The 15,497-nt window shown below is 39.7% G+C and carries 15 protein-coding genes and 1 pseudogene; 1 reads left to right on the forward strand and 15 read right to left on the reverse strand.

What is annotated here, in order from left to right; genetic code table 11:
* Positions 1-228: 228 nt before the first annotated feature.
* The 15 genes from spoIIQ to ASE01S_RS08675 form a co-directional block, all read right to left on the reverse strand.
* Positions 229-1,014, reverse strand: a complete 786-nt coding sequence (gene spoIIQ, locus ASE01S_RS08605) for a stage II sporulation protein SpoIIQ (protein WP_067841053.1) — start codon at positions 1,012-1,014, stop codon at positions 229-231.
* A 68-nt stretch (positions 1,015-1,082) separates the two neighbouring features.
* Positions 1,083-2,111: a stage II sporulation protein D gene (spoIID, locus tag ASE01S_RS08610; protein ID WP_067841055.1), complete on the reverse strand. Its 1,029-nt coding sequence runs from the start codon at positions 2,109-2,111 to the stop codon at positions 1,083-1,085.
* A gap of 427 nt (positions 2,112-2,538) precedes the next feature.
* On the reverse strand, positions 2,539-3,849 hold the full coding sequence (murA, locus tag ASE01S_RS08615) for a UDP-N-acetylglucosamine 1-carboxyvinyltransferase (RefSeq protein ID WP_067841057.1): 1,311 nt from the start codon (positions 3,847-3,849) through the stop codon (positions 2,539-2,541).
* Positions 3,850-3,884: 35 nt separating this feature from the next.
* A complete protein-coding gene (locus ASE01S_RS08620; RefSeq protein ID WP_067841059.1) occupies positions 3,885-4,562 on the reverse strand; it encodes a YwmB family TATA-box binding protein in 678 nt (225 codons plus the stop codon).
* Between the two features lie 239 nt (positions 4,563-4,801).
* Complete coding sequence (locus ASE01S_RS08625; RefSeq protein ID WP_067841061.1) at positions 4,802-5,035, reverse strand: DUF1146 family protein; 234 nt, start codon at positions 5,033-5,035, stop codon at positions 4,802-4,804.
* A 705-nt stretch (positions 5,036-5,740) separates the two neighbouring features.
* Positions 5,741-6,145, reverse strand: coding sequence for a F0F1 ATP synthase subunit epsilon (locus ASE01S_RS08630; RefSeq protein WP_067841063.1), 405 nt, complete (start codon positions 6,143-6,145; stop codon positions 5,741-5,743).
* A 24-nt stretch (positions 6,146-6,169) separates the two neighbouring features.
* A complete protein-coding gene (atpD, locus tag ASE01S_RS08635; RefSeq protein WP_067841065.1) occupies positions 6,170-7,576 on the reverse strand; it encodes a F0F1 ATP synthase subunit beta in 1,407 nt (468 codons plus the stop codon).
* Positions 7,577-7,604: 28 nt separating this feature from the next.
* A complete protein-coding gene (gene atpG, locus ASE01S_RS08640) occupies positions 7,605-8,483 on the reverse strand; it encodes an ATP synthase F1 subunit gamma (RefSeq protein ID WP_067841067.1) in 879 nt (292 codons plus the stop codon).
* Between the two features lie 18 nt (positions 8,484-8,501).
* Positions 8,502-10,010: a F0F1 ATP synthase subunit alpha gene (gene atpA / locus ASE01S_RS08645; RefSeq protein WP_067841069.1), complete on the reverse strand. Its 1,509-nt coding sequence runs from the start codon at positions 10,008-10,010 to the stop codon at positions 8,502-8,504.
* Between the two features lie 15 nt (positions 10,011-10,025).
* Complete coding sequence (locus ASE01S_RS08650) at positions 10,026-10,571, reverse strand: F0F1 ATP synthase subunit delta (RefSeq protein WP_067841072.1); 546 nt, start codon at positions 10,569-10,571, stop codon at positions 10,026-10,028.
* Positions 10,568-11,098, reverse strand: coding sequence for a F0F1 ATP synthase subunit B (atpF, locus tag ASE01S_RS08655; protein WP_067841075.1), 531 nt, complete (start codon positions 11,096-11,098; stop codon positions 10,568-10,570). The genes ASE01S_RS08650 and atpF overlap by 4 nt, the downstream gene beginning before the upstream one ends.
* Before the next feature lie 43 nt (positions 11,099-11,141).
* The gene (gene atpE / locus ASE01S_RS08660) at positions 11,142-11,348 is read right to left on the reverse strand and encodes a F0F1 ATP synthase subunit C (RefSeq protein ID WP_067841077.1); all 207 of its coding nucleotides are present in this window, start codon (positions 11,346-11,348) and stop codon (positions 11,142-11,144) included.
* A gap of 66 nt (positions 11,349-11,414) precedes the next feature.
* Entirely contained in the window at positions 11,415-12,140 is a 726-nt protein-coding gene (gene atpB, locus ASE01S_RS08665; protein WP_067841079.1) for a F0F1 ATP synthase subunit A, read from the reverse strand.
* Between the two features lies 1 nt (position 12,141).
* Positions 12,142-12,534, reverse strand: a complete 393-nt coding sequence (locus ASE01S_RS08670; protein WP_067841081.1) for an ATP synthase subunit I — start codon at positions 12,532-12,534, stop codon at positions 12,142-12,144.
* Between the two features lie 137 nt (positions 12,535-12,671).
* Positions 12,672-14,819, reverse strand: a complete 2,148-nt coding sequence (locus tag ASE01S_RS08675; RefSeq protein ID WP_067841083.1) for a S8 family serine peptidase — start codon at positions 14,817-14,819, stop codon at positions 12,672-12,674.
* Between the two features lie 153 nt (positions 14,820-14,972).
* Between ASE01S_RS08675 and ASE01S_RS16600 the strand changes: the two are divergent.
* Positions 14,973-15,327, forward strand: a pseudogene (locus ASE01S_RS16600) (transposase); the annotation flags it as partial.
* Positions 15,328-15,497: the final 170 nt, after the last annotated feature.

The following is a 15,497-nucleotide window of genomic DNA, read 5'->3' on the forward strand; positions in this document are numbered from 1 at the left end:
AACTTCGTTCAGAGGGGGGTTCGACGCTTAGATGTGCTAGTTGACACGACGTCGGAACTTAGTCAGCTTCCTCTCTCCCCCACTGAACGTTAGTTGAACCAATCGGGCCGTTACTGGCTGTTGGATCTCCCACTTAGACATGTCGTGTTCCCTGATTTCTTGATATGGGAGTGGTTACACTGCGATAAAAAAACTAGAGCCGATTTGCTCGACTCTAGTTTTTAGATTTTAGGTATGTGTCGTTGTTCTACCGGATTCTAAATCCGTCTCAGTCTCAGACTCTTCGTCCTGATCAGCCTCATCCGTTACATCTTCCGCTTCATGGACCGCAACATTTGTTACGGGTTGGTCAAAGAAGGCTTCGGGATCTACTGCTTGACTATTTTTTCTAAGTTCAAAGTGAACATGACTTCCTTTTTCCTGACCAAAGATGCTGGTACCAGCGTGTGCCAGTAGTTCACCTTGCGTAACCTGCTGACCCTCTTCTACCCTAACATCAGTTAAACTTGAATAGTAGGTTGTCACATCATGGTCGTGCTCAATCTGAACAACATAACCTAAAATTGGATCCTCTTTTACCTCTACAACTTCACCACTCAAAGCAGCAACAACTTGTAACGGCTCACTGGTAGTTGCAGCAATATCAATGCCTTGACTTTGGTAATATTTATTGTTGTAGAATACGAGTGCCTGTTGTTGCTCTTCCTGCGATTGCTGATAATCATAGAACTTCGTTACAATTTGAGAATCACTATCTTCCAGTATGGGTAGGTTAACATTTTCGACTGGATGAGTGACCGGATCTGAAGGTTGCTCAAAATCCCCGCCTCTTATTTCATCTTGTAAATTCACATCACGGTTTGGCTGCGTATCAGATAGACGATCCATATTTTGATACCAAAGCACTCCCGTTAACATTAATGCTGCAATGACAAGATAAAGAGTCGGGAAAAAGCCTTTTTTCTTAACGATACGTTTCCAGTAGTGTGAGAACCTACGTTTTTCCTCTTTCATTTTCATCACCTCAGCAACCATTCTGATCAGAAAGAGGAAGTTATATACATTTTATTTTAAAAAAACATCTATTTTTTAACAACAAGGGTTGGGGTTGTTTCATTAATGGTTGAGATTTCAGCCCCTTGGTAATAGTGTTCAACAATTTCTTGGTAATCCTTACCTTCTAAAGCCATCCCATTCGCACCATATTGGCTCATACCCACTCCATGTCCAAACCCTTTCGTGGTAAAGATAAGATGGTCATCCTTTTGTTCAATCGTGAAGTCTGTTGAACGTAACTCGAGCTTTTCTCTTATTTCTCTACCGGTAAAGACTTGACCAGCTAATTCAATTGTTTGGACACGATCACTCGATGTATAGGTTATACGAGGTTCAGATATTGGTGTATCTAATCGAATACCCAATAGCTGCTCTACTTCAGAAATTGGGATACTTTTTTGATCTAAAAACTTAGGAGAATCTAAATCCCATGGACTATCAACACTAACTAGATATGGTTGATTATTTTCCCAGTAGTCTTCTGCATTTTCCGTTTTACCATTACTTGTTGAGAAAAAGGCAGGTGTAATCGGGACATTCTCATAAGTTAGAATTTCACTTGATGTAGCAGCGACGGCTTCAGTAATTTTTTCTATTTTCCAAGTATAATCCTTGCCCCATAGCTCCTTTAATTCATCCTTATTGCGATACACTTGGTGTTGGACAGTATCAGTAATTGTTTGATTCTCACTTGCACCAGTTGCTAGCATATATTGAACAATATATGTACGGGCAGCTAATGCTTGGGCTTTTAATGCCTCCATTTCAAATTCTGCCGGCATCTCAGCGGCAACCACACTAACAACATACTGTTCAATTGGAACAGTTTCAACATTATCGGTAGCTGTGCGCTGTACATCTACAGTTAAAACACTCTCTGATTCTAAATCTGGTTCAGTCATTTGGTAAGTCGTAGGAGAAGATTCTTCTTCCATCCCTTTTGAACTTAGTAAAACAATCATACTCGGTAGTCCAAGGATAAAGACTGTCATGGTTATGATGATGAGTAAAATAGGTTTAATAACGTTAGCTTTTTGCTTTAATGGTCGAATCATTGAGCCCTCCAATCAAAATCTTCTTCAGTAACAATAAAGCATATGCACGAATGATTAAAGCTAGACCAAATTTGCTGACGACTTTTCATTAGAAAAAAGCTAACTACGATAAGTAAATAGTGCTGCTTATCTGAGACGAGGTATTGAACAACCTCAAAGCAATAAAAAAAGAGCATAAGAAGTAAATACTTCCCAACGCTCTTAACCACAATGAAAGCCGTGTTACGTCTAACACAGCAGCTTTTTTAGCGCAGTGCTAATAACCTGCCGCATTCGCCAGAGGCCTTAACTTTATTCAATCGAGGATTGAATGGAAGACAAATAGGCATTCATCTCACCACTTTATAGAAGTAGAAGTGGGAGAATTCTGCTGAGTGAAAGTTAAAATAAGTAACTTTAGCAAATCTTTTACTTAATCAATAAAGTTCTACAGGGAGGATATTTTACCTAATTTAGACGCTTTAATAGGTTCAACCTCAGCCTCGTTGACACGTTCAATATCAGCTCCCAAAGCTTTTAATTTACTAGCTAAATTAACATAACCCCGATCGATATGCTTTAATTCAGTGACACGCGTATACCCTTCTGAGACCAATCCCGCTAAAACCAAAGCAGCACCGGCTCGAAGGTCTGTTGCTTGCACTTCTGCTCCTTGAAGGTTTGCTTCACCTTCAATAATCACACTTCGACCTTCAATCTTCATTTTGGCATTCATGCGTCGAAACTCTTCAACATGCATGAACCGATTCTCAAACACCGTTTCCGTAATAACACTGGTGCCTTTAGCAAGCAACATTAATGTCATCATCTGGGATTGCATATCTGTTGGGAAGCCAGGGTGTGGCAATGTTTTAATATCCACAGCCTTTAACTGCTCCGGACCAATTACTCGTAAACCATTATGCTCTTCATGAATAACAACGCCCATTTCTTCCAGCTTAGAAATCAATGAACGTAAATGCTCTGGTTCCGCTCCTTCAACAAGCACATTACCGGCTGTTAACGCCGCAGCAACCATAAATGTACCCGCCTCAATTCGGTCAGGTATAATACTATGCTCTGCACCAGACAGTTTTTCCACACCATATATTTTGATAAGCTCGGTCCCTGCACCGACCACTCTTGCACCCATTTTATTCAAGAAATTAGCCAAGTCAACAATTTCTGGCTCTTTAGCTGCATTTTCAATTACCGTCTTACCCTTCGCTAGAGCTGCGGCCATCATAATATTCTCTGTGGCGCCAACACTTGGCATATCTAAATAAACCTTTGCACCTCTCAAAGGTTTGTTGGTATAGAGCTCGACATAACCATTGCCCACATGGACATTAGCTCCCATGGCTTCAAATCCCTTTAAGTGTAAGTCAATTGGACGGGATCCAATAGCACAACCACCCGGCAAAGCAACCTTGGCATGGCCATAGCGTGCAAGCAAAGGGCCAAGCACAAGAAAAGACGCTCGCATTTTGGTTACATATTCTAACGGTGCTTCTGTTAATAACGGATTAACCGCATTAACCACCATAGTATCATGGTTCATTTCCACTTTCGCATTCATATGCTTTAAGACATCATGCATGGTATAAACATCAGCCAAAGCTGGAACGTTATGAATTTTCGATTCGCCACTGCTAGCCATTATCGTTGCTGCAATAACAGGTAGTACGGCGTTCTTTGCCCCTTCAATCTTTACTGTTCCAGATAAGCGACGACCACCTTTTATAATTATCTTTTCCAAGGCTCATTCTCCTCTAAATTAAAAGTCTATATTTATTAGTATTCAGTCGTTAGGATAGGTGTTCCAAGTGTAAGAATGGATTCACCTGTTTCATAAGTTCGTACGGCAATTTGAATATTCTGCATTTGATTACCAACAGGTATCTTGTGGCTAAACTGATCAGAAAAACCTGATACAACAACAAAATCTGTTTCTACTAATCTATCATGTACATCAACACGTAAATCAGACAATATTTTATTAAAAAAATAGCCACTATTTATATTATCACTTTTGCTTGAGCGAATACAAGCATATTCAAGCTTTTTATTTGTGTAAAATAAACCAATAAACTGCTCAATTTGATTAGCGAACTGTTGATCCTGAAGTAGCTTGACTACGTCACCAGACAGAAGATAGCTTACGGTAATTTCTTGATTCGGCTTGGATTCTATCAGACTTATTTGTTCATATGTATCATCTAAAAGCTCTCGCTGGTAATTTTCAAGGTTTGAACTCACTCTGGAAAAGTCTGATTGTACGATAAAGGAGCGAATCGCATCAAGCTCATTGATCGAAAAAGTCTCTTTAATAAGTAGTTCTCCATACTCAATCGTAATCTCTTCCTGTTCTGCAAATTGGACCAGTTGATATAATGGTAATTCCCGATCTTTCTGGATTATAACACTTAAAATACTAATGACTACTAGCGTTTGAAGCATAACCTTACCCATGACCATCGCCTCCAATTGTTTTCATTAGCAGTATTAGCCTAACAATTGGGTGATTATACGGTAAAGCTTACGTCAATTCCCGACAATTCTCCGGTTTTCTGAGGTTATTCAACATCACTTGAATGATAGTTATTGATGTGTATTTCCATTACTCTCGCATGATAAGCCATACATTCTGTTGACCAAATCTCGTTTTCTTAATCAGCTGCTAACTCGACTTTTACCGTACTTCATTTCGTTTAAAAAAGATAAATAATCTGTTGCGTCCAATTAATAAGATCAATAAAAAAATGGCTGACCGTTGAACCTATTGTAATGGTTAACAACACCATTACTAGCCTTGCCTCAAAAACACGTTTTTTCTTAAAAATCTCATCAAAACGAATCGCTTGCAAAGCGTGCCAAGTTAAGATAATAAATATAATATGCGAACAAATATTGACAAGAGCTTGTATGCCTAATCCCTGTAACATAACATTTCCCCCTGCTTTTTGTTATTTCCCCGGAAATAATGAAATTTCCTGTCGTAAATATTCTAACATAATTGTATATTGTCCGGTTTATTAAACTCTTCCTAATCTATCGACCAGCAGTTTTTCGTGAACTAAGTGCATAATTAACTAATTAGACCTTGAGGAAAAGCTAAAGGTTTCACTACTAATAAAGAAAGAGGAAAAATTAGGGAGGTGGGTATGTTTGTGACCATATTTTATCGCGCGAAGCTCGATCATTTTCCGTTAAAAATTGGTGGCATCCTTTAATTTTATTCAGTAGGGGGTGAACACCCACTGAATATAATAGCCATTCAGCTCACTACTTAGCAGCGGGAGACTTCTGTTGAATGATGTTAAATCGACGAATACAATTAGCTCTAGTCGACTGGCGTTATTTCTAAACAATTTCATGTGGTATTAAAAAACGTCGATGTGATCACCAACAGCTACATCGACGTTTTTACTAAAGCATGACGATGCTGTCATGCAAGAATGTCCTTTTTCTATTTGCTAAATCTACTTATCCAGTTTCGTTAAAGCGGTTATTCAAAATTGCTGAAGGGTAAGGCGTACATCTTATTGGTTTGCTCCCCATATTCTCCAATATACTTACTTTCTTAGCCCTTTTGAACACACATTTAACACAAAGGATACACGCTTGTAAATAAATAGTCCTTAATTAAATTAATCTTCATTAATCAAATTCAATCGATTGATTGCCCGTTTCAAGGCTAGTTCAGCTCGTCTAAAGTCAACATGATCGCGCTTCTGCTTGATCCGACGCTCTGCTCTTTCTTTAGCCTTTCGTGCCCGCTGAACATCTATCTTAGCTGGGGTTTCAGCAGATTGTGCAAGAATGGTAATATGGTTTCTGTCTACCTCGATAAATCCACCACCTATAGCTACCTTCATTGCCTCTCCGTCTCTTTTTAATCTTGCCGTACTGATGGTTAATGGAGCAATAAGAGGGGCATGCTCTGGTAAAATCCCCACCTCTCCCAGTTCAGTATGCACGACAACCATATCATATTGATCCTTAATAATTAAACCATCTGGTGTAACTACCTCTACTGTTAGCGTTTTACCCATTTGATCCCTCCTTAACTTCGAGATCTAGCCGTCCATTCTCATCGCCTTTTCCACTACTTCGTCTATAGTACCAACAAGTCGAAAAGCATCTTCTGGCAAATCGTCATATTTCCCTTGCAAAATCTCCTTAAAACCACGAACCGTTTCTTTTACAGGGACATATGAGCCTGGTTGACCGGTAAATTGCTCAGCCACATGGAAATTCTGTGATAAGAAAAATTGAATCCGACGAGCACGTGCGACGATAACTTTATCATGATCAGATAGCTCATCCATACCTAAGATCGCAATAATGTCCTGTAGTTCACGGTAACGTTGCAACGTTTGCTGAACCTGTCGGGCTACATGATAGTGTTCTTGACCGACAATATTAGCATCCAAAGCTCTAGATGAAGAACTTAATGGATCCACAGCTGGGTATATCCCTTGTTCTGACAATTTCCGATCAAGGCTAGTTGTCGCATCTAAATGCGTAAATGTTGTCGCTGGTGCTGGATCGGTATAATCATCAGCTGGTACATAGATAGCTTGGATGGATGTAACAGAGCCCCTTGTCGTTGATGTAATTCGCTCTTGTAATCGTCCCATTTCAGTAGCCAAGGTCGGCTGATAACCGACGGCTGATGGCATTCGCCCAAGTAATGCAGATACTTCCGAGCCTGCTTGGGTAAAGCGGAAAATGTTGTCGATAAAGAGCAATACATCTTGTCTTTCCTTATCTCTGAAATATTCTGCCATGGTCAATCCTGTCAAGGCTACTCGCATCCGAGCTCCTGGCGGTTCGTTCATCTGACCAAACACCATAGCCGTTTTCTCGATAACACCAGATTCCTTCATTTCAAAATAAAGATCATTTCCTTCACGGGTCCGTTCTCCTACTCCCGCAAAAACTGAAATACCGCCATGCTCTTGCGCGATATTATGGATTAATTCTTGAATTAACACTGTTTTACCTACACCGGCTCCACCAAACAAGCCGATCTTACCACCTTTGATATAAGGAGCAAGTAAATCAACAACTTTAATCCCTGTTTCTAAAATTTCAGTTTCAGTTGATAGCTTTCTAAAGTCTGGTGCAGGACGATGAATAGAATGCCGTCTAACGTTTGTTGGCAACGGCGCTTCCCCATCTATTTCCTCTCCAAGAACATTAAAAATGCGTCCTAAGGTTTCTTTACCTACTGGGACTTGGATTGGTGATTCAGTATTAGTTACGGTGTCACCACGTCGTATACCTTCTGTTGCGGACATAGCAATAGTTCTAACCTGATGATCACCTAGATGAATCGCTACCTCTAAAGTAACTTCAACATCTTTCTCATTCTGGTGCGCTGTAACGACAAGCGCATCATTCACTTTAGGCAATTCCCCTTCATCAAATTTAACGTCGATGACGGGTCCGATTACTTGTGTGACAAATCCTTTGCTCATCAATTATTCCTCCTAGATCGGCAAAGCCTTAATCATCTTGTGCTTCAGCTCCACTAATGATTTCAGATAATTCTTGTGTTATTTGAGCTTGACGAGCACGATTGTATTGTAATCGTAAATCTGAAATCATATTGTCAGCATTGTCAGTGGCGTTACGCATTGCATTCATTCGTGCTGCGTTTTCACTTGCCTTGCTCTCTAAGAAAGCACCATAGATTAGGCTTTCTGCATACTGTGGAAGCAAAGTTTTTAAAATTTGCTCTTCATTGGGTTCAAACAAGAACTCGCTATGCTTGGTTGTCTTAAGCTGATCAACATCATCTTCATTGACCAGTGGCAGAATTTTTTTCACTCTAACTTCTTGGCTAACAGCCGATACAAAATGATTATAAACCATCTCAAGCTGATCAAATTCACCATCAACAAAGAATTGAACCGTATCAAAAGTTAAATCCTCAAGGTCACTGAAATAAGGATGATCAGGTAAATCGGTTACTGACCGAAGCACAGGCATGTTTCTACTTTTGAAATAGTCACGTCCCATTCGTCCGATAGAAATAATGGTATATTCCTTTGACGTCCGATGTCGCTTGTGAATCAATTCTTCTAATTTACGAAGCACCTGACTATTAAAGGGACCTGCCAGTCCACGGTCAGAAGTGACAACAAAATAGGCGACTTTTTTTACCTTGCGCGGAATTAAAATGGGATGCTGGTGGTCACCATAACTTTCAACGATATGATGCACCATTTCTTCTATTTTTTCAGCATAAGGGATAAAAGCCTCATTATTTGTTTCTGATTTACCTAACTTTGAGGCAGCTACCATATGCATAGCATTGGTTATTTTCTTTGTTTTCTCAGTTGAATTAATCCGTTTTTGTATCTCTCTTAAAGACGGAGTCATCCTTCTGCCTCCTTACTGTTAGGCTGAGACAACAAACTGATTAGTAAAGGACGTAATGGCTTCTTCCATTTCCTTTTCATCAGCTAACTGTCCAGTCTCTCGAATGGTCTTTAGTAAGCGTGGAAAATTCCCCTCTAAAAAGGTGTAAAATTCCGCCTCATATCTTGATATATCCTCGATTGGTATTTCATCTAGATAACCGTGGATTAGAGCATATATAATCATCACTTGCTTTTCCATCGGTATCGGCTTGTGCAAGCCCTGTTTTAATACTTCAATCGTTCGTTTACCTCGATTTAGCTTAGCTAGCGTTGCTCGATCAAGATCAGAGCCAAACTGAGCAAAAGATTCAAGCTCTCGATAAGAAGCTAAATCAATTCTCAATGTACCAGCTACTTTCTTCATTGCCTTTGTTTGTGCTGACCCACCAACACGTGATACTGACAAGCCTGGATTGATCGCAGGTCTTACGCCTGCAAAAAATAAATCAGACTGCAAAAATATTTGACCATCTGTTATTGAGATAACATTAGTCGGGATATATGCCGATATATCACCTGCTTGTGTTTCGACAAACGGTAAGGCCGTTAAAGATCCTCCTCCAAGTTCATCATTAAGCTTAGCTGCCCGCTCAAGCAAACGAGAATGTAAATAAAAGACATCACCTGGAAATGCTTCTCGTCCTGGTGGCCGTTTTAATAGTAAAGATAGCTCCCGATAAGCTGAAGCTTGTTTAGATATATCATCATAAATAACAAGCACATGCTCTCCGTTGTACATAAACTCTTCACCCATCGCAACACCAGCATATGGAGCCAAATACTGTAACGGTGCTGGTGAAGATGCCCCAGCATTAATGACAATGGTATAGTCCAATGCACCATGTTTACGAAACGTTTCCACTGTTGCACGTACAGTTGAATCTTTTTGACCAATAGCGACATAGATACAATACATATTCTGATCTTTCTGATTTAATATCGTGTCAACGGCTATTGTCGTTTTACCCGTTTGACGATCTCCAATAATTAATTCTCGTTGTCCTCGGCCAATTGGAACAAGGGAATCAATCGCTTTAATACCTGTCTGTAATGGTTCGTGAATCGATTTACGTTCCATCACACCAGGAGCAGGAGCCTCAATAGGTCGTGTTTGGTCTGTATCAATTGGGCCTCGCCCATCGATTGGTTGACCAAGCGGATTAACAACACGCCCAATTAGCGCCTTACCGACTGGGACTTCCATAATACGACCAGTCCGTCGTACCTCGTCACCTTCTCGTATTGCTAGTTGTGAGCCCAATATAACAACACCAACCCGGTCCTCTGCAAGGCTTTGAACCAAGCCCATCGTACCATTTAAAAACTCAACTAGCTCACCTGACATGGCGTTATTCAAACCATAAATTTGAGCAATACCGTCCCCAGTCTCAATTACAGTTCCTATATCTTGGATTTCTGTATCATTTTGATAATATCGGATTTGCTTTTTGATCAAAGCACTAATTTCTTCTGCACTGATATCCATGTCTTTTCACCCCAATCATCTTTTGTGTAATGGAATAAATTCTCGTTTCATTTCATTAATTCGTCCCTGTACGGATGCATCATATAAGCGTTGATCAACAATGATTTTAAAACCACCAATTACATTAGGGTCTATCACATTTTCAAGCTTTAAAGCTTTGTAGCCAAATTTATGGGCAAACTTTGTTGAGATCTCAGCCATTTCCTGCTCCGCTAATGGTTCAACCGTATAGATGTTCCCAACTGCAATGCAGCGGTCATGATTAAGAAAGGCATTATAATGGTCAACCATGGCTTCTACTTCGGTTTCCGCATGATGTTCTACCATAAGTAAAAGTGTTTTAACTACTTCAGCTGAAAAAGTCGTAAAGGTTGATTTTATAATACGTGGTCGATTTAACCATTGTTTCGGATTTTGGATAAAGCTGATTAAATCAGAATTAGCATGAAATACGGCCTTTACAATTTTTAATTCTTCAGCGATTGCCTCTTCCCGATTACGCTCTTTCGCTACCTCGTATAAAGCCTCCGCATAACGGCGTGCTTTTATTCGGTTATTCATGTTAAATCGTCTCCTAGTTTTTCAAGACGTTCTTTAATTAGACGCTTTTGATCATGAGGACTGATTTCTTTTTGAATAATATCCATTGCAATTTGAAAAGCTATTTCAGCCACTTCACCTTGAATATTTTGAAGAACTTCCTGCCTTTCCATTGCCGCTTCTTCTTCAGCATCTTGCTTCATTTGCTTGGCAATAGCACGGGCTTCAGCTACAATATTCTCTTCCAAATTAGTTGCAGACTTTTTAGCTTCGATGACGATCTGTTTGGCTTCTTTACGTGCACGATCAAGTTCCTGATTCGCTTCCTTAATAGCTGTATCAGCTTCGATTCGTTTTTCTTGAGCTGTTTCCAACTCGGTTGCTACAAATTGCTCACGTTCTTCCATAACTTTAATCAAAGGTCCCCAAGCGAAAAGCTTTAGTAGAAATAGTAAAATAGAAAAACTAACTAAGGTTACAATAATGTCACCTACGTGCAAACCTCCTACTGTTGCTCCAACGACAAACGATTGCGATGCAACTAACACATCTCCCACTCCTTTCCTCGAAAAAAACAATGTCTTTGTCTACTTATAAAATCATAAAGGCAACAACGACAGCAAGAATTGGAATAGCCTCTACAAGGGCAATTCCGATTAACATAACGAGTTGAAGTGGACCGCGCAATTCTGGTTGACGTGAAATCCCTTCAATTGTACTTTTTACTATAATACTGTTAGCAAAACTTGCGCCAAGCGCTGCTAAACCAACTGCAACAGCTGCTGCAATAGCTTCCATGATATTTCCTCCTTTTAACTGAGCTACTAAAAGCTCCTTACCTTCTCTATTTAAGTTTCTCTACACTTAGTGGTCCTCTTGTACCTTATGCGACATATAAACCATCGATAATGTCGTAAAAATAAAGGCTTGAATACCCCCGATAAACAAGCTAAAGCCTTGCCACAATACCATTGGAATAAGAGCACCAATAAAAGCTATCGGTACATGTACAAAGGCTAGATTAGCGAGCAAGCCTAATAAAATCTCACCAGCAAAAATATTACCGTATAAACGAAAACCAAGTGTCATTGTATTGGTAAACTCTTCAATTAACTTAAACGGTAAGATAAAGAAAGCTGGTTTAACAAAATTTTTAGCATATTTTTTGGCACTTCTCATTTTTACCCCATAAAAGTTTGTTAAAATAATAACAAAACCAGCAAGTGTTAAGGTAACACCAGCGTCAGCGGTAGGTGATTTCCACCAGGTATTTCCTTCATAGACTCCGATCACAATAACGCCCAATATGTTACTAATAAAAATGAACGTAATCAAAGTCAGCGCGAGTGGCAAAAAGGCTTTTCCAATCCGCCAATCCATTGAATCATTAATGATCCTTTTAACAAAATCAACAACCCATTCCATAAAGTTCTGAACACCCGTTGGCTTCCTTTGTAGATTTCGTGTGGCTAAAAAAGCGACAAGAAACGTCACAACACACGAAATAATCACCATCATCACTGTCGATGCATTAAAACTAAGCCAAGGGATACCAAAAACATTTTCAACAATTGGTGCACCATGATCCATTTTATCCACCTCTTCTCATTTTGGTTTTTTCGGTTTGAAATCGGAATAAGGCTTCTAATAGAATGATCAGATAGTTAAGCATTAGCCCTATAACTACTGCAAAAAAACTGATATATGCGTTATAGTGCAAAGAAAAGACAACGACAAGTAAAGCTGAGCCAATTCGGCTAATTGTCCCAGCTGAAGCATGTTTTCTATTTCCTAACGCAACCTCCGCAATTCGGTTTACATTTCTTTGCAGTAACCACAAATTAAAATAACTCGTTATACTGCCTAGCCATAAACCAAGCCAGCTTCGATTTGCTAATGAAGCGATTGTCCCGATTGTTACAATCATGATGACATAGATTAGCCATCGACGTTGCCGACTAATGGCTTCTTGATAACGCCCCATAGGATTAACCTCCGTCATGACCACATTATCGTTGAATTTCAAACCGAATATCCACATTATAACACTGCCAGAGAAAAAAAGCTTCCTGACTTTGAATTTTCACAAATAAAATCGCTTTCATGCTGGGTATTTTTTTATTATCGTGTAAAAAAATGTTGGAAATAGTCTATTTCTCCCTCACTTTCTATTGTAATGTTAATTAAATAACTTGATGATTTAGAAAGTGGACTTAAATCGATCGTTCCTTCAAACAATCCTGCTGCTAAATTTTGCTTTGAATATAATCGAGCTTGGTGTTTAAATGTAACCGGATCATAAAGATCCATAGTTAACTGGTCTACTGGCTCGGTTAATTGGATCCGGAAAAAGTACTGATCTGACTCTGTTTGGTTTGGCTCTATTTCAAAGCCAGCAATTTTAGGATATGCTGCCGATTGGTTAATTACTAAATAAGGGAGCTGATAAGGTTGCTGGTTTATCATCATCGTTAAATAGCCTTGGTAAATCCCTTCTTCAAACTGGTTGGCTCGTAGTAAAAGGGTGATCGGTAGTGATACAGTTTGATCAGGTTGGATCACCTGTGTACTTGGAAGTCGCCAGCGCATCCCCTGTTCGATCATAGGTCGTTCAAAGCTTACCTTTATTTCTTGATCTGAAACATTGGTTAATTCAACATGATGTGTTCGTTCTTCTTGATTTTGATTAATTAATCCAAATGTGATTAAGGCATTTTCCATAATGACCGGGGTCTCAATCGCCGCTTGGATGTCGACTTCACCCATACCTTGTTCAGTTGGCTGCTGTTCAGCAAGTGGCTTGGCCTGAGCTAACAATGCTCCTTTTAGTTCCGCAGGTGACCAGTCTGGATGGGCTTCCTTCATTACAGCCAACGCTCCTGCTACATAAGGGGCTGCCATACTCGTTCCTTTGAGGCTAGCATAGCCGCCAGGAACTGTACTAATAATATCTACTCCTGGTGCTACGACCTCCGGTTTAATTAACCAACTTGTGGTCACTGGCCCTCGAGAGCTAAATGAAGCAACCTCATTTTCATGGATCGGATACTCCGTTTTCAACCAAACTGTCTCATTTTGTTCCAGCCTTGATACTAGCCATTCGCCTTCTTCATGTGAGATGATCATAGCAGGTAGGTCAGTTATAAAGTCTATCCCTGCCTGTAGTGGCTCATCACTATCGTTATAGATAAGGACGGCTTCAGCTTGTGCCTGCTCTGCTTGACGAATTTTTTCTGAGAAGGTAATTTCACCACGTTTAAAAAGGACAATCTTGCCTGTTGCGTTTGGAAGTGGTTGATTCCCTAACCCTCCATTAATTACAGAATAATCCCGGTCTAGCATCCATTCACCTGTACCATCAATGGCTGTTGGCTTAATTATTTTATTTCGAAAACGGTCAACAAGGATAGGTTCTGAATATTCCCGAGTTGACGCACCTACTGAAATAGCTTTTGTTGCGGTTGCTGGTGAACCTACTGTCCAAAGCTGAGGACCTGTATTCCCATTCGCAATTACAACTGATACGCCCAGTTCAACTGCTCGATCAACAGCCATACTTGTTGGCCAATCAGGCCCGTTAATTGTATTACCTAGTGAAAGATTAATAATATCCATACCATCTTTTACTGCCTTTTCCAGAGCTGCTATGACTTGGATCGTTGTTCCACTACCTCCTGGTCCTAATGCACGATAACCATATAAATCTACTTCAGGTGCTACACCTTGAATCGCACCATTTGCCGCAATGATTCCTGCCACATGAGTACCATGTAGTGTTGGTTCACCTTGGTCTGGTAATGTCTCCATGACATCTGAGTCAAAGTCAACGACATCATAGCCTCCCTTAAAATTTCCTTGTAAATCAGGATGATTGTAGTCAATCCCCGTATCAACAACCCCCACCTTAACACCTTTACCAGTATAACCGAAATGCTCAGATTGATTAGTTATTTCGGGTGCTTCAGTCACAAGGGTAGCTTGTGGATCAACCATATAATTTAAAACAGGGTAGGCTTGCTTGACTGCTTCATGAGCAATAATTTTTTCAAGTTGATAGGCTTTGCCCTCGAGAGCTATCCCATTAATTAATGTGTCAAAACGCTCAATTATTGACACATGAGGAAACTGTGTTGCTAAATATGTTTCAAATTGTTCTATTGGCGTGGTTAATTCAATTAAGATCTTTTCACGAGTAGTTGCTTCCATATCTTGAATGGGAAGAACACTGATTATCAAAAGTAGAATTACCTTAAAGAAGGTGCGTTTCACAGAAAAATGAACTCCTTTTTCACCTTAGTATGTTTCACCCAAAACAAACCATACCAAAACCTTTTAAAAAGCTGTTAAGGAAAATTAAATAACTATCAAGTACACCTTGACAATTTTGTGCCCAGATTTTATTGAGCTTAGCTCGATAAATTTCCGCATGGAAAGAGGCTGGCGGTTAACTACACCTCCAATCGAACAGATAAATACGGGTTTACTCGAACCTTCTGGGTCTATGAATGTGAGGACTGTTCCGAATGCCCATTGCGGTCCCAATGTACCAAAGCTAAGGAAGGGAATAGCCAAAAATTTTATTATAACAAAAAATGGGGACAGCAATAGGAATATGTGAGGAAACAGCTTTTGAATAAGAAACTGGTGAAATCTACGGCAAGTGTAAAATCGATGTGGAATCAGTCTTCAGATATTTTTGAAGGCTCATTTGTGTTTCACTCGAATGTCTGTAAGAGGAATAGAGAAAGTACTTAGTAAATCAGGTTTTGCGTTCTAAGCTGTGAACTTAGGAAAGTGCACCGCCATGAACGCGGATGGAGCAACAGAATATGAAAAGAATCTAGTAAAAAAGGTTCCGACCCTGAAAGAACGATGATCGGAACTTTTTTTCACTGTTTTTGGGTATGTCCCAGCCACTCTTTATATAATTTTATTATGCCACCTTTA

Source organism: Amphibacillus sediminis NBRC 103570, from assembly GCF_001552275.1.
Taxonomy (GTDB): domain Bacteria; phylum Bacillota; class Bacilli; order Bacillales; family Amphibacillaceae; genus Amphibacillus_B; species Amphibacillus_B sediminis.